The sequence below is a fragment of the Flagellimonas sp. B-3 genome (assembly GCF_056857835.1).
Genome location: NZ_JBSXNW010000018.1, coordinates 26,573 through 43,676 on the forward strand (window position 1 = coordinate 26,573; position 17,104 = coordinate 43,676).

The 17,104-nt window shown below is 40.1% G+C and carries 20 protein-coding genes; 9 read left to right on the forward strand and 11 right to left on the reverse strand.

Translation table 11 applies throughout. The features are described 5' to 3' along the window. The first annotated feature begins 8 nt into the window (after positions 1-8). The 4 genes from nusB (at position 9) to AC13CS_RS06280 (ending at position 3,215) form a co-directional block, all read left to right on the forward strand. A complete protein-coding gene (gene nusB, locus AC13CS_RS06265; RefSeq protein WP_293162993.1) occupies positions 9-956 on the forward strand; it encodes a transcription antitermination factor NusB in 948 nt (315 codons plus the stop codon). Positions 957-994: 38 nt separating this feature from the next. Next, positions 995-1,471, forward strand: coding sequence for a DUF1573 domain-containing protein (locus AC13CS_RS06270; protein ID WP_293162995.1), 477 nt, complete (start codon positions 995-997; stop codon positions 1,469-1,471). A gap of 13 nt (positions 1,472-1,484) precedes the next feature. After that, entirely contained in the window at positions 1,485-1,775 is a 291-nt protein-coding gene (gene yajC, locus AC13CS_RS06275) for a preprotein translocase subunit YajC (RefSeq protein WP_293162997.1), read from the forward strand. A 93-nt stretch (positions 1,776-1,868) separates the two neighbouring features. Then, positions 1,869-3,215 carry a Gfo/Idh/MocA family protein gene (locus AC13CS_RS06280; RefSeq protein WP_293162999.1) on the forward strand — a complete coding sequence of 449 codons (1,347 nt, stop codon included), beginning with the start codon at positions 1,869-1,871 and terminating at the stop codon, positions 3,213-3,215. A gap of 223 nt (positions 3,216-3,438) precedes the next feature. Here AC13CS_RS06280 and AC13CS_RS06285 read toward each other — a convergent pair whose 3' ends face one another. Beyond that, complete coding sequence (locus AC13CS_RS06285; protein ID WP_293163001.1) at positions 3,439-4,203, reverse strand: TIGR02757 family protein; 765 nt, start codon at positions 4,201-4,203, stop codon at positions 3,439-3,441. A 1-nt stretch (position 4,204) separates the two neighbouring features. Beyond that, entirely contained in the window at positions 4,205-4,873 is a 669-nt protein-coding gene (locus AC13CS_RS06290) for an ABC transporter ATP-binding protein (protein WP_293163003.1), read from the reverse strand. Positions 4,874-5,155: 282 nt separating this feature from the next. Here AC13CS_RS06290 and AC13CS_RS06295 point away from each other — a divergent pair, with 282 nt between their 5' ends. Together AC13CS_RS06295 and AC13CS_RS06300 are read left to right on the forward strand one after the other, a co-directional pair. After that, a complete protein-coding gene (locus tag AC13CS_RS06295) occupies positions 5,156-5,794 on the forward strand; it encodes a peroxiredoxin (RefSeq protein ID WP_014034357.1) in 639 nt (212 codons plus the stop codon). An 83-nt stretch (positions 5,795-5,877) separates the two neighbouring features. Beyond that, entirely contained in the window at positions 5,878-6,072 is a 195-nt protein-coding gene (locus tag AC13CS_RS06300) for a cold-shock protein (protein WP_014034358.1), read from the forward strand. A gap of 437 nt (positions 6,073-6,509) precedes the next feature. On the opposite strand, the gene AC13CS_RS06305 is transcribed toward AC13CS_RS06300, so the two are convergent. Beyond that, on the reverse strand, positions 6,510-7,442 hold the full coding sequence (locus AC13CS_RS06305; RefSeq protein ID WP_293163007.1) for a peptidylprolyl isomerase: 933 nt from the start codon (positions 7,440-7,442) through the stop codon (positions 6,510-6,512). A gap of 384 nt (positions 7,443-7,826) precedes the next feature. Between AC13CS_RS06305 and msrA the strand changes: the two genes are divergently transcribed. From msrA to AC13CS_RS06320, 3 genes are read left to right on the forward strand one after another with little or no spacing between them, the layout of a single operon-like run. Further along, a complete protein-coding gene (gene msrA / locus AC13CS_RS06310; protein ID WP_293163009.1) occupies positions 7,827-8,387 on the forward strand; it encodes a peptide-methionine (S)-S-oxide reductase MsrA in 561 nt (186 codons plus the stop codon). Continuing rightward, on the forward strand, positions 8,374-8,973 hold the full coding sequence (folE, locus tag AC13CS_RS06315) for a GTP cyclohydrolase I FolE (protein ID WP_293163011.1): 600 nt from the start codon (positions 8,374-8,376) through the stop codon (positions 8,971-8,973). Before msrA ends, folE begins: the two co-directional genes overlap by 14 nt. 40 nt (positions 8,974-9,013) lie before the next feature. Next, the gene (locus AC13CS_RS06320; protein WP_293163013.1) at positions 9,014-9,310 is read left to right on the forward strand and encodes a hypothetical protein; all 297 of its coding nucleotides are present in this window, start codon (positions 9,014-9,016) and stop codon (positions 9,308-9,310) included. 118 nt (positions 9,311-9,428) lie between these two features. On the opposite strand, the gene AC13CS_RS06325 is transcribed toward AC13CS_RS06320, so the two are convergent. The 8 genes from AC13CS_RS06325 to AC13CS_RS06360 form a co-directional block, all read right to left on the reverse strand. Next, on the reverse strand, positions 9,429-11,690 hold the full coding sequence (locus AC13CS_RS06325) for a TonB-dependent receptor (protein WP_293163016.1): 2,262 nt from the start codon (positions 11,688-11,690) through the stop codon (positions 9,429-9,431). Between the two features lie 45 nt (positions 11,691-11,735). Further along, positions 11,736-12,074: a hypothetical protein gene (locus AC13CS_RS06330; protein ID WP_293163018.1), complete on the reverse strand. Its 339-nt coding sequence runs from the start codon at positions 12,072-12,074 to the stop codon at positions 11,736-11,738. 54 nt (positions 12,075-12,128) lie between these two features. Next, positions 12,129-12,644: a DUF6787 family protein gene (locus tag AC13CS_RS06335; protein ID WP_163624767.1), complete on the reverse strand. Its 516-nt coding sequence runs from the start codon at positions 12,642-12,644 to the stop codon at positions 12,129-12,131. Between the two features lie 31 nt (positions 12,645-12,675). Further along, a complete protein-coding gene (locus tag AC13CS_RS06340; RefSeq protein WP_482888691.1) occupies positions 12,676-13,050 on the reverse strand; it encodes a DUF6146 family protein in 375 nt (124 codons plus the stop codon). A 155-nt stretch (positions 13,051-13,205) separates the two neighbouring features. Continuing rightward, a complete protein-coding gene (locus tag AC13CS_RS06345) occupies positions 13,206-13,844 on the reverse strand; it encodes a DUF937 domain-containing protein (protein WP_293163023.1) in 639 nt (212 codons plus the stop codon). Positions 13,845-13,920: 76 nt separating this feature from the next. Then, positions 13,921-14,874, reverse strand: coding sequence for a D-2-hydroxyacid dehydrogenase (locus AC13CS_RS06350; protein WP_293163025.1), 954 nt, complete (start codon positions 14,872-14,874; stop codon positions 13,921-13,923). Between the two features lie 5 nt (positions 14,875-14,879). Further along, entirely contained in the window at positions 14,880-15,944 is a 1,065-nt protein-coding gene (gene serC / locus AC13CS_RS06355; protein WP_293163027.1) for a 3-phosphoserine/phosphohydroxythreonine transaminase, read from the reverse strand. 71 nt (positions 15,945-16,015) lie between these two features. Next, on the reverse strand, positions 16,016-17,062 hold the full coding sequence (locus AC13CS_RS06360; protein ID WP_293163029.1) for an acyl-CoA reductase: 1,047 nt from the start codon (positions 17,060-17,062) through the stop codon (positions 16,016-16,018). Positions 17,063-17,104 lie beyond the last annotated feature (42 nt).

Genomic DNA, 17,104 nt, shown 5'->3' on the forward strand with positions numbered 1-17,104 from the left:
CTTTAAACATGCTTACCCGAAGGCACATCAGAGTAAAAGTAATGCAATGCATTTATGCATTGGTGCAATCCAAGGATGATTCCTTGCAAAAACAAGAAAAGTTTTTGAGAGTTAGTATAGAAAACATGTACGTTCTATACCTTTTGATTTTAAGCCTTTTGGCCGAACTCCATCGTTTGGCGGAAAAACATGTGAGCCACGCTTCCAAAAAATATGTGGCCACCGAGGAAGACAACTACCCAAACCCCAAAAAGTTTATAAAAAATCGTTTGTTGCTGCAATTGGTGAACAACGAGGTCTTGAAAAACGAGATTTCCAAGCGAAAATTGGACAATTGGTACATGAATGATGAATATGTAAAAATCATTCATAAAGAAATTATTACCAGCGATATTTATAAGGAGTATATGTCCAATGGCGAAGACAGCTATGCGGACGACCGCAATATTGTTATTCAACTGTTCAAGGAAATTATAGCGCCCAACGAAAAAATTTACGATTACTTTGAGGATGATAAGTTAACTTGGGTGGATGACTTCCCCATTGTGAACACCTTTTTGGTAAAGCGTTTAAAAAAGGCCAAACCGGATTCTGGGGACCGTTTCTTTTTACCAGCTTTACTAAAAGACCAACAGGACATGGATTTTGCCAACGAACTGTTGACTAAAACTTTGCTCAACGATGCCAAATGGGAAAAGGAAATCGAAGGTAAAACACCCAATTGGGACAACGACCGTATCGCAGAGATAGATTCCATTATTTTAAAAATGGCAATTTGTGAGCTGCTCAACTTCCATTCCATACCCGAAAAAGTAACCTTGAACGAGTATTTGGAGATTGCCAAAGAATACTCCACACCAAAGAGCAGCATTTTTATTAATGGTGTTTTGGACAAGTTGGTAAAAGAGTATAAATCAGATGGTAGGCTTCAAAAAATGGGTAGAGGCTTGCAATAAACAATTATTCCTTAATTTTGGAAAAACAAATTTTAATCATGAAAAGAATAACAACAATTTTAAGTTTGATCATGGTAGTCGCCATAATGGGCGTATCATGCAAGGACAAAGCATCAAAAAAAATAGTTGCTGACAACGTTGAGAGTGCTGTGGACAGGGATGAAGCAGCAAAAAATGTTCCCGTAATGACCTTTGAGAAAACTGAACACGATTTCGGTACGATCCAACGGGGAACTCCACAAGAAACAACTTTTGCATTTACCAATACCGGCAACGCCCCTTTGATCATTACAAATGCTAAAAGTAGCTGTGGTTGTACCGTGCCAAACCCTCCAAAAGACCCTATTGCACCAGGAGAAACAGGAGAGTTGTTGGTTAAGTTCAATGGATCTGGTCAAAACCAGGTCACCAAAACAATTACCGTAAACGCAAATACAGCTAAAGGTTCAGAAATATTGAGAATCAAGGCGTTTGTTCAAGCACCGGGAGCTACACCAGCAGGCCCTGTTAAATAATTAAAAGACCTAAATGGAAAATATAGGACAGTTTTTACCGCTGATATTGATTTTTGCCGTGGCGTACTTTTTTATGATTCGCCCGCAGATGAAACGTCAGAAGGATGAGAAAAAATTCGCTTCAGAATTAAAAAAAGGTGATAATATAATTACCAAAAGTGGGCTGCACGGCAAAATCGTGGAATTGAACGACAAGGATTTTTCCTGTGTCATCGAAACCATGGCAGGCCGTTTAAAGTTCGACCGCTCAGCCATTTCTATGGAAATGAGTAAAAAATTGAACGCTCCCGCCGAAAAGAAGTAAGCGAAAGTATACACATTAAATTCAAAAACGTCCCTTGAAAATTAAACTTCAGGGGACGTTTTTTTGTATCTTTTTCCAAAATTTTTAAAGAATATGGGAACAAGAAGACAATTTGTAAAACGTGGTGGAATGTATGTGGCAGGTTTGGGAGCATCAATGGTATTTCCTACCGAGTTATTGGCATCAATTCGGAAAAACATAAGTCCTAACGATAAAGTACAGGTTGGTCTTATTGGTTGTAAGGGTATGGGCTTTTCCGATTTAAGTTCCATGCTGCAGAACAGCGAAGTGGAAATTGTTGCCCTTTGTGATGTAGATGAAAATGTACTTCGCGAAAAAACGGCAGAACTTGAAAAAGGAGGTATCAAAAAGCCAAAATGGTATTCCGATTACCGAAAATTGCTGGAGGACAAAGATATTCACATTGCCATTATCGGAACTCCGGACCATTGGCATTGTCTACAACTTACAGATGCCATTGATGCAGGCAAAGATGTGTATTGCGAAAAGCCCATTGCCAACTCAGTAGCAGAGAGCGATGCCATGCTCGCCAAAGTAAATGCAAGTGATAGAATGGTGCAAATAGGCCAGTGGCAGCGTAGCGAGCCCCATTTTGTAGATGCGATCAATTACGTACATTCCGGTAAATTGGGGCAGATTCGCTTGGTAAAAACTTGGGCCTACCAAGGGTGGATGCAATCCATACCTGTAGTACCAAATAGTTCCGTACCGGAAGGAGTGGATTACGATATGTGGTTGGGCCCTGCGGAAAAAAGGCCATTCAATAAAAATAGGTTCCATTTTAATTTTAGATGGTTCTGGGACTATGCTGGTGGATTAATGACGGATTGGGGCGTTCACTTGATCGATTATGCACTTTACGGCATGAAAGCCTCTACACCAAAATCCGTAATGGCAATGGGGGGCAAATTTGCTTATCCCAATGATGCCGCAGAAACACCCGATACCTTGCAGACCGTATACGATTTTGGCGACTTTTCCCTGTTATGGGAACACGCCACTGGTATTGATGGTGGCAATTACGGACGAAACCACGGTATCGCCTTTATTGGCAACAATGGTACCTTGGTGCTGGACCGTGGTGGATGGGAAGTGATCCCAGAGCACGACCGCCCTCATTGGAGCAAAGATTTAGGGCCTAAAATAGAAGCCGTACCGTTACAGCAAGGAGTAGGGCAAGGGTTAGGGCTACACACACAGAATTTTTTGGAAGCCGTAAAAACCCGTGATAAATCAATTTTGAAGGCACCAATAAAAATTGGATACGATGCAGCCGTGGTTAGCCACTTGGGCAATATTGCCTATAAAACAGGGGGTCGACTTTTCTGGGATGCTGAAAACGGCAAGTTTAACCACTCAGAAGCTGATGCCATGTTGAAAAATGAATACCATAACGGTTGGGAGTTTCCAAGGACTTAACTTCTAGGGAGTAATTTGGATTGAAAAAATTTCAAAAGAGATGCTCAATTTAATCAATAGGTCCAGTAATGCCCAAAAGATAAATTTGATTGATCCTTGAAAAATTTTTAAGAGTGCATTTGCCATATTTATGTCTTGGAGACTTTTTCAAAAAACAGCTTCCTAATTATAAAAGTAGGCAGCTCCTTAACCAAACACCAATTCAGTGAATGTTCAGAAGTTTCTAAAACCGCTCAAAAACACCTAAGCTAAATAGGGCAAAGTCATACTTTACGGGGTCGGTGGCATCCAATTTTCTAAGATTATTGTCGAGCTCCTCTAATGCTTTGGCATCATTTTGTTTGCGTTTGAGCAGTTTTAGTTTCCGGGCCACATTACCCGAATGTACGTCTAACGGACAGGAGAGCTTGCCGGGGTCGATTTTTTTCCAAAGCCCAAAATCAACTCCCGTGTCATTGTCCCGAACCATCCAACGTAAAAACATATTGATACGTTTGGCAGCGGAACCTTTATTGGGGTCGGAAACATGTTTTTGGGTTCTACTTTGGTGGGGCAACTCAAAAAACACTTCCTTGAACTTGGAAATGGCAGGCTGCATGGAGTCTTTGGTCTGATGTTCTGTGAAAATCGCTTCCAAACCACCGTGGTTCTTATAAATATGCTTCAAACTGGTTACAAAGTAAACAAGGTCTATCCCATTAAAGGTTCGGTGTACAAAAGACCGTAGTTCTTCAAGATCATCGTCGGTATGGTTTATCACAAAATCATAAGGTGTGTTGCCCATCAACCCCATTAATTTAGAGGCATTGTTGATAATGCTTTTGCGATTGCCCCACGCAATGGTGGCCGTTAAAAACGCACTGATTTCAATATCTTCTTTTCCAGTAAATTGGTGCGGAATCTGTATGGGGTCATCTTCCAAAAACTTGGGGTGGTTATACTCCAACACCTTGGCATCCAAAAATTCTTTGAGCTCTGCTTTGGTCATATCAATCTTTGGAAACGATCAAACCATCTACCATGGTGAGTTTTCGGTCTGCCATGTCGGCCAACTCTAGGTTGTGGGTCACCAATACAAAGGTCTGCCCAAATTCATCACGCAATTGAAAAAAAAGTTGATGTAGATTGTCCGCACTTTCGGAATCTAGGTTTCCGCTGGGTTCATCTGCCAAGACTACAGAGGGATTGTTCATTAACGAACGGGCGACAGCAACACGTTGTTGTTCACCCCCAGAGAGAGCATTGGGTTTGTGGTCGTAACGATCCTGTAATCCTAAAAAGTCCAACAGTTCCTTGGCGCGCTTTTCAGCTTCGGCCCGAGGCGTTTTTTTAATGAAAGCAGGAATGCAAACATTTTCCAAGGCTGTAAACTCGGGCAACAATTGGTGAAACTGAAAAATAAAACCGATATGCTGGTTCCGGAACTGTGCCAAGCTCTTATCGTTAAGTTGGTTTACATCGGTGTCGTTGATAAGAAGTGTGCTCTCTCCTTTGTTGGTAGGGGTATCCAAGGTGCCCAGAATTTGCAATAAAGTGGTTTTTCCTGCACCCGAGGCCCCGACAATGGATACCACTTCGCCTTTTTTTATTACCAAATCGACCCCTTTTAAAACTTTGAGGTCTCCGTAACTTTTTTGAATATTAGTGGCCTTTATCATAAATACAACTTCGTTGGTCGAAGATAATGATTACTGCTGTATCGCAAAGAATGTATTTTCTTGATGAACACCTGCCAAGTTAAGTTTTTTGGCTCAAGCCAATAAAATTGTATTGAGATTTGATATGCTCAGATGTTAGTCCTTGATGTTTTTTTGAAACAGGTACTCTAAAATGTACAACAGGTATTTTTAATACACTTTTAACTGATTTTATGCGCAATACACAAATAATCTAGTAATTTTGTAGGGTACTATTTTTCAAACTTTAAAATCAGAAAATATATGGCAACTTTACGATTGGGAGATACTGCTCCGGATTTTACTGCAGTTACTTCGGAAGGAACACTTAATTTTTATGAATACCTTGGCGATAGTTGGGGGATTCTATTTTCTCACCCTGCTGACTTTACCCCTGTTTGCACCACCGAACTGGGCACAGCTGCCAAGTTTAAGGATGAATTCGACAAAAGAAACGTAAAGATGATGGCATTGAGTGTTGATGGGGCAGCATCGCACATGGAATGGATCAAGGACATCAACGAGACCCAAAACACCAAGGTCAACTTCCCCATAGTTGCCGATGTGGAAAGAAAGGTTTCGGATCTATACGATATGATTCACCCCAATGCAGACGATACACTTACTGTACGATCTGTGTTTATTGTGGGTCCCGATAAAAAAATCAAACTTACATTAACATATCCTGCCTCGACCGGACGTAATTTTTACGAATTGTTGCGTGTTGTGGATTCTTTGCAATTAACGGCCAACCATAAAGTGGCTACTCCCGCTAACTGGAAAAATGGAGAAAAAGTTGTGGTAAGCCCATCTATACCTACCGAAGAGGCCAAAGGAATCTTTACCAAAGGTGTGGAAGAAATCAAGCCATACTTGCGTTTAACCCCTGATCCAACCACATAATTATTTTATTTTTAAGAAAAAAACTGATTCCCAATAAATTAAACGTACCTTTGTAGCTCAATTAATTTTTTTCAATTTATATTATGAGTAAAGGAACAGTAAAATTCTTCAATGATTCTAAAGGTTATGGATTTATCACTGAAGATGGTTCAAACACAGATCACTTCGTACACATTTCTGGTTTAATCGATGAAATTAGAGAAGGTGACGTTGTAGAATTCGAACTACAACAAGGTAAAAAAGGATTAAACGCCGTTAATGTACAAGTTGCGGATTAAGTTATAACATACTTTTTTATAGACACAAAGCCTGGGCATTGCCCAGGCTTTTTTTTGCATTTTTCTTTAATCTCACGCAACCATTTATTTTTTTACTATCTAAGCTATAAACACACTGTTCCCCATAACCATTAAATCCAATTTAAATGAACACTTTTTTTGGAGTACTCTCGTTCCTTTTGATCGTTAATGCACTGTTGTTGTTGTGGAGTGTAAACGGTTCCAAAAAGTAATTGAAAAAATATTTTAGGCAATAGGTAGGGTTTTTTAACGTTGGGATGTTATGTAATAAATACGTTACAACCATGACCATTTTTTTCAGTATTCTAATTACATTACTTGCTCTTAATCTTTGTTTGCTTTTATTAAGTGTAAACAGAGCTAAATAAAAAACTCCCATTTTTATGGGAGTTTTTTATAAATTCTCGTGAGTCTTGTTATTTCATGTTCACCAGTTCCACATCAAAAATAAGTGTTGCGTTCGGGGGAATAACCCCTCCTGCACCTGTGCTTCCGTAAGCCAAATGAGATGGAATTACAAAACGGGCCTTGTCACCTACCTGCAGTAGGCTAATTCCTTCGTCCCATCCCGGTATTACCTGTCCAATCCCCAAAACAAAGTCAATGGGTTGGTTTCTTTTGTAGGAAGAGTCGAAAATTTGTCCGTTGGTCAATGCACCTTCGTAATGAACGGAAACGGTTTTACCTTTTTCAGCTTTGGCACCACCTCCCTTTTGAATCATTTTATAGCGCAGCCCACTATCGGTCTTGTCAAACCCAGCGGCCAATTTTTCCATTTCTGCCTCTGCGGCAGCCTTTTGTTCGGCAATTCGCTTTTCCCTAGCTCCTTCAAAAACCCTAAAGGCTTCTACGGCATTCCAGTTTTTGGCTTCATCTCCAACCCTAATAATTTCCAAGGTTTCAATAGTATCGCCTTGTGCAATGGAATCCACAATATTCTGGCCTTCTTCTACACGACCAAATATAGTATGCTTGTTATCTAACCAAGGAGTAGCTACGTGCGTAATAAAAAACTGGCTTCCATTAGTACCGGGTCCGGCATTGGCCATGGACAACACTCCGGGGCCATCGTGTACCAAATCAGGGTGGAACTCATCATCAAACTTATAGCCTGGGTCTCCGGTTCCCGTTCCGGCTGGGCATCCGCCTTGGATCATAAAATCGGCGATTACCCTATGAAATTTTAGGCCGTCATAATATGGTTTGCCCTGTGGTTTTACATTGTTTTCCATATTTCCTTCAGCCAGAGCAACAAAGTTGCCAACAGTTCCCGGTGTTTTATCGTGGGTAAGTTTTACCAGTATTTCCCCCTTGGTGGTATTGAATTTTGCGTAGATTCCGTTTTGCATTGTATGTTGATTAATATGTTATTAAAAACTAAATTCTCGGATTTTTACAAGGATGCAAAGGTAGGGGTTTATGGTTAAAGGCAAAAGCAAGGACTATGGTGTAAAGGGTTTACTATCAACTATAAATTCCCACCCATCCAATTACATGGGTAAAACCTGCAATGTTTTATCAATGTTTTTGTAGAATGATTCAAATATGTATCGCCCTTTTAAGTAATTGGGCAGGGAACCATGCCTTAAGATGGAAGATTACATTTTTTACACCCGGTTTCTGCTTGTAAACAGCAAAAGATAATTTTATGATAATTTCGACCAAGGATTATATTAATATTTGCTAGAATTCATTTTCTCAATCAAATATTGTTTAACTTTGAATCAAATTATATGAACAAAAATAATTTAAAATTGGAAACCGCAATATTTGCCGGAGGGTGTTTTTGGTGCACGGAAGCTGTTTTTCAGCGACTTAATGGAGTAGAGGAGGTGGTTTCCGGTTATACGGGTGGCACCATTAAAAACCCTGCGTACAGAGAGATTGCTACAGGAAGAACAGGACATGCAGAGGGAGTAAAAATAACATTTGATGCTTCACGAATATCATATAAAGAGTTATTGGAAATTTTTTTTGCCACTCACGACCCCACAACGTTAAATCGTCAAGGAAATGATGTGGGCACGCAATATCGCAGTGAAATTTTCTATACTACTGCGGAACAAAAGGAATTGGCAGAGGACTTTATCAAACTTTTGGAAAAAGAAGAAGTGTTCGATTCCCCAATTGTAACAGCAATATCTGCTGAAAAACCCTTTTATTTGGCAGAAGAAGACCATCATAATTATTACAACCAACATAGGAAACAACCGTATTGTCAAATTATAATTGATCCCAAGATCAAAAAACTGAACAACTATTTTTCAAAAAAACTTAAGCATGGCACCCTATAGAAACCTCGAAGAGTATAATATTGAAATTACCAATGAGGTAAAAGAGCATTTCTCAAAGATAGTGGAGGATATCGGAGAGGATGTAACCCGAGAGGGGCTTTTAAAAACCCCTGAACGTGCCGCAAAAGCTATGCTTTTCTTAACGCAAGGTTACAAACAGGACGCCGAAGAAATTCTGAAAGGAGCCATGTTTGCAGAGGATTATGACGATATGGTCATAATAAAGGATATTGAGCTTTATTCGCTTTGTGAGCACCACATGCTCCCCTTTTTTGGGAAGGCTCATGTAGCCTACATTCCCAATGGGCATATTGTAGGTCTGAGCAAAATTCCCCGTGTTGTAGATGTTTTTGCACGTAGGTTGCAGGTGCAGGAACGTTTGACGCACGATATTCTGGAATGCATCAACAAAACATTAAAACCCAAAGGCGTTGCCGTTGTAATAGAGGCCGCCCATATGTGTATGATGATGCGTGGTGTGCAAAAACAAAACTCTGTGACGACAACCTCGGGTTTTAGAGGACAATTTGAAAAAATTGAGACCAGAAACGAGTTTTTAAAGCTCATCAGCTCTGATTTGTCATAAACTGCTTTTTCAATTAAGCGGGAATTGCTATTTTTCCTTTATGGTAGAAGAAAAAGATAACAAGTATCGTAATCTACTACTGGGATTATTGTTCGATGGCATTGGTATGCTATCCTTTATGATTCCAGGAATTGGAGAGTTTTCCGATGTAATCTGGGCACCCGTTGCGGGATGGCTCATGACCAGACTTTACAAGGGCAGGGTAGGACAGGCAGCAGGTTTGGTGACTTTTGCCGAGGAGCTGGTGCCTGGTATGGACGTAATCCCTACTTTTACCTTGACCTGGATTTATACTTATCTTTTGAGCAAGAAAAAAGGTCAACCTAAAAAAGATTGACCTTGATTTATTCTGATTTGATTTAGAAAGAACTTGTTCTCGATACAATTTTCTTCGCTATACTCGAAAATGACTCGAACTGACGATTTTCAATTTATAATTTACTGCCAATTTATTATCACAACGGAACATTCAAATTGAAAGAAATGTTTCTTCCGATATTGGCAATACCATCTGCTTTTAATCTGGACAAATGTGAGATATAGTTCTTATCAAAAAGGTTGTTTCCTGTAATGGAATATCCCACTTTTTGGTTGAAGATTCGTAAATCGCCGCCCACACCAACATTAAATAGATTGTATCTGGAAGTAGGAGTTTCAAAATCTGCTACTTTATTTTGGTCAAAAAAGGTTTGAAGCGTTACAAACGCATAGCATTTATAATCTTGTTTACTTTTGTTCCATTCCACTCTAAAAGTGTTTGTCCAACGGTTGGCTGGAATCAAGGGGAGGTCGGATTTATCTTCCAATTCACCAAAAACAATATCGTAGCTACTTTCCAAATGGAGCCAATCAATAGGGTGGGGGTGCAGGTGGAATCCGAACTCACCACCATACAAAATGGCGTTTTGCTGTTGAAAATCATAAATTGGATCTAATTCTCGGAATTCTCCGGTTGGCTCCAAATAAATATAGTCATTTACAATATTATAAAATGAATTAATGTAGGCTTCAAGGTGTTTGTTACCGTACTCCAAGGCCAAATCAATCTGAAAATTTTGCTCACTATCCAAATCTGGGTTACCAATTTCCACTCGGTTCGCTCCGCTGTGCAAACCATTCGAGGTCAATTCCGATAGGTTAGGGGCCCTAAAGCCAGTTGCCAAGTTTAATCGACCCATTACGTTTTGAGTCAAGTCCATTCGGTAACCTACAGCAGCGTTGAAACTGTTGAAATCCTTGTTCAAAGCAGGAATGTATTCTTCATCCCCTTCGATACCACTTTCTTCACCATTGATAGATCTAAGGTCGTAACGCAATCCAATTTGTAAATCACTTTTGTTGAAATGAATGTGAGAAGTGGCCAAAACACCAAAATCGTTTGTTGTAGCATTGGGCACCAACACTTCTTCCCCGAAGTTTTCATTGGTTTGATGCATTCCCTGAACCCCGAAAATGGTTGTCATTTTTCCCCATTGCGGATTAAATTGGATGTTGTAGTTGAAGGTACTCAAACGCATGTCCAAAGCAGCTCCTTCTCCTTCTTCATGCTCTTCGCCTTCATGTTCCTCACCTTCATGCTCATCGTGATGGTGCTCCTCGAACTCTTTTCTGTCGTTTACAGTATACCCAAAAGTGGCCTCTAAACTCGATTTTTTAAAGAAAAGGTTGTTTTTAGAACTTATAATATGTGTGGAAAGCTCTTGATAAGGCTCCAACGGATCACGATCGTTGTTCTGAACCCCAATTTCTTCGGGAATACCAAGCTCCGAAGCATTGTAATTGTATCGGAGTTCCGTCTTAAATTTAGATACTTGGTAGGCAAGACCGGTTTTTAAATCCGCTTCGTTAAACCTAGAATTTGTAACGCTTGTTCCGTCGCCAGTTTCATAATCGGCGTTGGTAGCGTAAGCACCACGTACCAAAAACTTTAATTTTTCCCCAGATGTTTTAAAACCTGCATTGGCATTGTACCCCAAGGTATTGGTAAAATATCTCATGTTTACATCTCCTGAAGTTTGGCCAGAGGCTTCAAACTTTTCCGGATTTAAATAGAGTACACCGCCCAAGGCATCGGAACCATAAAGCAAGGATGCAGGTCCTTTGATTACTTCCACACTGGAAATCCCGGCATCGTTGATACCCAAACCGTGCTCACCACCATATTGCTGGTTTTCCAAACGAACCCCTTGAGTGTAAACTAGGACACGGTTAAAACTCAATCCCCGGATGACGGGTTTTCCAATTCCCACACCTGTAGAGACAGAGGAAACCCCTGGGATATTCGTAATTCCTTCAGACAGTGTTATGCCACCTTGTTGTTTCAGCTCTTCCATGGATTTTTGTTCCACCTTCATCACGTTTTCGCGCTGTAATTTATGGAAGGGAGTAGACAGTACCACTTCATCCATTTCTATGGCAGATGGTACCATTTGATAATCAAATTGGTTGTTTCCAGAGTTGATTTCCACTGAAGTTGAATAGGTTTCAAATCCTATGTAAGAGATAACGAGCTTATAGTTTCCTTCTGGAAGATTTTTGAGGGAATAGTTCCCATTTTGGTCAGTAACCGTTCCGTTTTCCAATTGGGGTATATAAACGGAAACCTGCTCCAAGGGTTCGTCAGTTTCAGCTTCCGAAACGTTTCCCGAAAGTGTATTTTGGGAATAGGCATAAATGGATGTCAATGCCAAAAGCATTGAAATATAAAATTGTTTCATTGTAAAAAGTAAATGGTTTAAAAAACTTAAATCAATCGGTACTTACTATGAAACTGTTGGGGGAGCACGTAAAGCTCGAAAAGAAACTTTTTTGGGCTTGTAAATAAAGTTGTAAATGGAAGTCGTGTACCTTATTTCAGGTATGTTGACCGGAATGTAGGTAAAAGAAAAATTGAATAGTACTTTATTGACTAGGGTAAAGTCATGAAAATCACAATCCAGATTGGCATCATGAATATGATTGGTGCCATACGCAATACATTGCTCTTCTTGGTTGTGCTCATATAAAGCGTGTCCCAATTTAATAAAGGAGGGGGCTATAATTGCCGCCACCATTACAATGGAAACAAAGATGAGTATACGTTTATGGAGGTTGGTAAACATACTTCACAAAAGTAACTAAGGCACTTACTCTTTTTATGTTAAAAAAGTTATAAACTATGAAAAGAAAGCACCTAACCCCATGCGTTTAAGCATCTTTTTTTCAAAATCCCAAAAAAATTGATACTGACCGAACAACCAGCCAATAAAAACAAGGAGAATTTGGTAGATGGGAAAAATCAATAGGATCCGGAGTGCCCAATACACTGCAGAATGTACATTTTCACTATCCAATCCGATCCAATGGACCAAGGGACCGGCCAATTTACCGGAAAGACTACCGGTAATCGCAAAAACAATAAAAATGGCTATCATTTCCCATTTATAGTCCACTTTCCATTTGTTTTCCACTTTTTTAAAGCACCAAATAAAGAATTTTACCAAAAAGTAATACAATATTGGTGTAGCAACAAATAGAACGGGCCACTCGTAGGTATGCCCCTCCAAACCGAATGCATTTACGAATCCCTGAACAATAGCATAGGCGGTAAATAGTGTCAACATTGCACCCAAAATCGGAAATAAAAGTTGCCAATTTCTTTGGATTTCCCAGCGTTGTTTTAGTTTCTGCATCGCAAAAATTTAGAACTGCAAAAATAACACATTAAATTCTTGGGAGAAAAGGCCCTAGTCGCTGATTGTATTTTCTTTGAAAATAAATGAAGTAGTTATAGAGTTTATAGTTGACTTCGTAACCATAATCGATACTTGGGTCGTAGTTAATTTGCATTTCGTATAGGTTGGGGTTCCATCTTTGAGGTTGTAGCACTCTTTGGTTCCAAGTAATAACCATGATTGCATTTCTATTCTCCAAAAATGATTGGGAATAGTAGCCCTCAGGCCGAGCAATAGAATTTAACCAAGTGTAAAAACCCGGTTCTATTATGATGATTTCGTACTCGGTTTCATCATCGGCAATCTCTACGGGTTCTTCATCCCCCGAATCAAATAGTGCCTTTTCTTCACTCGAAACATCCAAGGTTGATTTTTGCGAGGTGCAAGAAACCAGACCAAAACAAAACACTAAACAAAATAATAATAATGTATGTATTAGTTTCCTTTCCATCTTATTAAGATACAAAAAAAGCCACTTGAAAATTCAAATGGCTTTGTTAAATACCGTTGGCTGAATTTTTATTTTCCGAAAAGCCCGCCCAGCATTCCACCAAGACCGCCTTTCTTTTGACCTCCTCCAAGGGCCAATCCAGCTAAGTCATCTATAACACTGCCGTCTCCATCACTATCCAAAAATGTTTCCACAAGGGATTGTTGTTTGGCCGCTGTTTTTCCACCACCCATTAGTCCACCCAAAAGGCCATTTAATCCTTCGGGACTGCTTACATTTTGTTGTCTGGTCTGTTTTCCCAAATAGCCCAAAATAATAGGGGCAGCAATTTTTAATATTTGTGAGACTGTACCAGCATCGATACCTGACTTGCTGCTCAAGGCATTTTCTACTTGGGGTTGTTTGGAACCAAGGATATGGCCCAAGATTCCTGCGCCATCATCCATTACATTTTGGTCCACACCACCTCCGAAAAGGCCTCCCAAATCGTCCAAAATGCCACCATCGTGTTTGGAAGAGAGCGCATCCATAAGTCCTTGTGCCCCTCCCGGGGTCGATGCGTTTTTCTTCATGGCACCCATTAAAAGGGGCATTGCCATGCTCAAAACATCTGCTGTTTTGCTTTCCGATTGCCCTGTTTGACCAGCGACACCGCTGACCAATTGTTTGCCCATTGGGCTATTTATCAAATCTAGTAGTCCTGACATTGTGTTAGTGTTAAAGTTAAAAAAGACAATGTACAAAAAAATGGGGTTAGAAAAGATGTTTACAAACAGAACCCCATCACTTTAGCAATTTGATAACCTTTTGGGCCAATTCAATCCCGATACGTTGCTGCGCTTCGATTGTGGAACCACCAACATGGGGACTGAGAGAAATTTTGGGATTCATCAATATTTTGATTTCTGGATTGGGTTCTGACTCAAACACATCGAGTCCTGCAAAAGCCAGATGGTCGGAATCCAAAGCCTCAACCAAGGCAACTTCATCCAAAACACCACCGCGTGAGGTGTTTACAATTCCAGAGCCTGGTTTCATGAGTGCCAATTCTTTTTTTCCAATCAGGTATTTTTCTTGTGATGGTACATGCAGGCTCACAAAATCAGAATTTGCGAGCACTTTTTTTAAATCGTTGTTTTTCAAATTGAAACTAACGGATTGTCCATCAAAAAAAGGAACCGAAATGGTAACCTCCTTGGTATTATGGTCTGTAAATAGCACCTCCAAACCCAAAGCAAGTGCCATTTTAGCGGTAGCTTGACCAATTCTGCCAAAACCTACTATTCCCAAGGTTTTTCCGCGAAGTTCAATACCAGTTGCGTAACTCTTTTTGAGTTGCTTAAATTGACTATCACCTTCCAAAGGCATATTTCTGTTGGAATCGTGCAAAAAGCGTACCCCATTGAGCAAATGCGCAAAAACCAGTTCAGCTACCGATTCTGAAGATGCCTCTGGCGTGTTGAACACATGTATGCCTTTGGATTTTGCATATTTTACATCAATATTGTCCAAACCAACACCACCGCGACCGATCAACTTTAAGCTTTGGCAGTCGTCAATCAACTTTTTGTCGACCTTTGTAGCGCTACGCACCAAAAGTGCTTCAATGTTGTTTTTGTTGATATAATTTGCCAATTGCTCTTCGGCGACCCTTGTATTTTTTACTTCGAAACCTTCTTTTTCAAGCAAGTCGATTCCTGATTGGGCCAAGCCATCATTCGCTAAAATATTCGCCATTAAATTTATCCTTTCTTTTCGAGTTCACTCATTATATCTACCAACACGCCTACACTTTCCAAAGGAAGTGCGTTGTACATGGAAGCACGGTAACCACCAACGGAACGGTGGCCGTTTATTCCGTTTATTCCTGCTTCTTTGCACATTTCATCAAATACATCCTTTAATTCGTCATCGGTGATGTTAAAGGTGGCGTTCATATTGGAGCGGTCTTCCTTGGTGGCAATTCCAGAAAAAACAGGGTTGAGTTCAATTTCCGAATAGATCAAGTTCGCTTTGCGTTCATTGATTTCCTCAATAGCGGCGATTCCTCCCAAATCCTTCAACCATTGCATAGTAAGCATGGAAACGTAGACCGCAAAAACAGGTGGGGTATTGAACATACTGTCCTTGGCGATGTGAACCGAGTAATCCAGCATTGATGGTATTTTTCGGGATACTTTACCTAAAATATCCTCTTTTACAACCACAAGAGTTGTTCCGGCCGGGCCCATATTTTTTTGTGCTCCTGCATAGATCAGGTCAAACTGAGAAAAATCGAGCTGTCTGGAAAAGATATCGGAACTCATATCACATACCAAGGGCACATCGGTTTTTGGGAATTTCTTAAACTGTGTTCCGTAAATGGTATTGTTGGAAGTTAGGTGCAGATAATCCAAATCGGAGGGAATATCGAACCCCTTCGGAATATGGTTGAAATTATCCTTTTGGGAAGACGCTACTTCCACAATATCACCGAACAAGCGAGCTTCCTTAATGGCTTTTTGGCTCCATGTTCCCGTGTTTACATATCCTGCCTTTTTCTCCAAAAGGTTATAGACGGTCATTAGGAATTGCATACTTGCGCCCCCCTGAAGGAACAGAGCTTGGTACCCTTTGCCTTCGAGCCCCAAAAGTTCCAAGGCAAGGGCTCTAGCTTTTTCCATAATGTCCACAAACGCTTTGCTGCGGTGGGAGATTTCTATAAGTGAAAGACCAATGCCATCCAGTTCCAGAACGGCTTCGGATGCCTTTTGCATTACCTCTGCGGGCAAAATGCAAGGGCCTGCGCTAAAATTGTGCTTTTTCATTACCTAGGTTTAAGGGATAAAGGTCTTAAAAATTGTTGGATCTATAAACGGTTCCGTAGGTTAGGATTTTCTTAAAGTTGAAGGAGAAATTCCATAGTGTCGATTCCATCCGCGTAGTCGTTAAGACTTGGCTTTTGCGTTTCTCCAAATTTCACCTCGTTTTCTCTTGATTTACTTGAAACCACACATTGGATCTGTTCTTCAAGTGCTTCCAATTCTTTTCTCAAACTTGTTTCATCATCATAATATGAATAAAACACTACAGAAATAGGGGAGGAGAGGCCTTCGTCTTCTTTTAAGACCAAGAATCCATTATCCAAAATCTTGAATTGGCTCATTAAATAAACCGCCTTGTTGTAATCGTAGTTATTGGCATATTTATGTTGGTGAATGATGTCATTGTAATCATATAGCGCTTTGAACAATGCATCAAAATCATACTCTTTTGGCACATAGATTTTGGATACGTTGCGACAACCCAATCCATAATACCTGAAAATATCCTCGCCAAGTGATTTTAGTTCTTCTTCGGTTTCATTTCCGGTAAGGACAGCGACCGAATTTCTGTTTTTTCGTATGATGTTGGGCTTATTTCCAAAATAATATTCAAAATAACGGCTTGTATTGTTGCTTCCCGTGGCGATAACGGCATCGAAGTTTTCGAGTTTTCCGTCAACGAACCCAATCCTATCTGCGAGTGAGGGTTCCTGTTGAATCAAATATTTTGACAGGTATGGTAGCAGCACTTTATCGTTGGACGACAGTTTGGCCAACACCTTGTTTCCAGAGAGCAATACGCACAAGAAATCATGGAAACCCACTAGTGGGATGTTGCCCGCCATTACAATGCCCACCGTTTTAGGATCACTTGTTTTGTTAAAGGTATAATTGGACAACCAATCCTTGAGATTTTCTTCAGTAAGTAAATCGCCCCATTGTTTTAGGGAAAACAATATGTTGTCCTTTGTGAACCATCCGTTATGGTGTCCGGCCTTGGATATGATTTCCTTGAATTCAGCATCAACTTTCGCGCTTTTGGAATAACATTTATCACAAAAATCCGTTAGGTATTTTCCAAGTTTAACAAAAGCTTCTATGGTTTTAATATACGGAGCCATTAAATTTGTACACTAATTTAGTAGGGTTTATTTTTGTCAAAA

Excerpts from the sequence above, each read along its gene's own strand:
- nusB (WP_293162993.1), top strand. The coding sequence starts at position 9 with ATGCTTACCCGAAGGCACATCAGAGTAAAAGTAATGCAATGCATTTAT.
- AC13CS_RS06270 (WP_293162995.1), top strand. The coding sequence starts at position 995 with ATGAAAAGAATAACAACAATTTTAAGTTTGATCATGGTAGTCGCCATA.
- yajC (WP_293162997.1), top strand. The coding sequence starts at position 1,485 with ATGGAAAATATAGGACAGTTTTTACCGCTGATATTGATTTTTGCCGTG.
- AC13CS_RS06280 (WP_293162999.1), top strand. The coding sequence starts at position 1,869 with ATGGGAACAAGAAGACAATTTGTAAAACGTGGTGGAATGTATGTGGCA.
- AC13CS_RS06285 (WP_293163001.1), bottom strand. The coding sequence starts at position 4,203 with ATGACCAAAGCAGAGCTCAAAGAATTTTTGGATGCCAAGGTGTTGGAG.
- AC13CS_RS06290 (WP_293163003.1), bottom strand. The coding sequence starts at position 4,873 with ATGATAAAGGCCACTAATATTCAAAAAAGTTACGGAGACCTCAAAGTT.
- AC13CS_RS06295 (WP_014034357.1), top strand. The coding sequence starts at position 5,156 with ATGGCAACTTTACGATTGGGAGATACTGCTCCGGATTTTACTGCAGTT.
- AC13CS_RS06300 (WP_014034358.1), top strand. The coding sequence starts at position 5,878 with ATGAGTAAAGGAACAGTAAAATTCTTCAATGATTCTAAAGGTTATGGA.
- AC13CS_RS06305 (WP_293163007.1), bottom strand. The coding sequence starts at position 7,442 with ATGCAAAACGGAATCTACGCAAAATTCAATACCACCAAGGGGGAAATA.
- msrA (WP_293163009.1), top strand. The coding sequence starts at position 7,827 with ATGAACAAAAATAATTTAAAATTGGAAACCGCAATATTTGCCGGAGGG.
- folE (WP_293163011.1), top strand. The coding sequence starts at position 8,374 with ATGGCACCCTATAGAAACCTCGAAGAGTATAATATTGAAATTACCAAT.
- AC13CS_RS06320 (WP_293163013.1), top strand. The coding sequence starts at position 9,014 with ATGGTAGAAGAAAAAGATAACAAGTATCGTAATCTACTACTGGGATTA.
- AC13CS_RS06325 (WP_293163016.1), bottom strand. The coding sequence starts at position 11,690 with ATGAAACAATTTTATATTTCAATGCTTTTGGCATTGACATCCATTTAT.
- AC13CS_RS06330 (WP_293163018.1), bottom strand. The coding sequence starts at position 12,074 with ATGTTTACCAACCTCCATAAACGTATACTCATCTTTGTTTCCATTGTA.
- AC13CS_RS06335 (WP_163624767.1), bottom strand. The coding sequence starts at position 12,644 with ATGCAGAAACTAAAACAACGCTGGGAAATCCAAAGAAATTGGCAACTT.
- AC13CS_RS06345 (WP_293163023.1), bottom strand. The coding sequence starts at position 13,844 with ATGTCAGGACTACTAGATTTGATAAATAGCCCAATGGGCAAACAATTG.
- AC13CS_RS06350 (WP_293163025.1), bottom strand. The coding sequence starts at position 14,874 with ATGGCGAATATTTTAGCGAATGATGGCTTGGCCCAATCAGGAATCGAC.
- serC (WP_293163027.1), bottom strand. The coding sequence starts at position 15,944 with ATGAAAAAGCACAATTTTAGCGCAGGCCCTTGCATTTTGCCCGCAGAG.
- AC13CS_RS06360 (WP_293163029.1), bottom strand. The coding sequence starts at position 17,062 with ATGGCTCCGTATATTAAAACCATAGAAGCTTTTGTTAAACTTGGAAAA.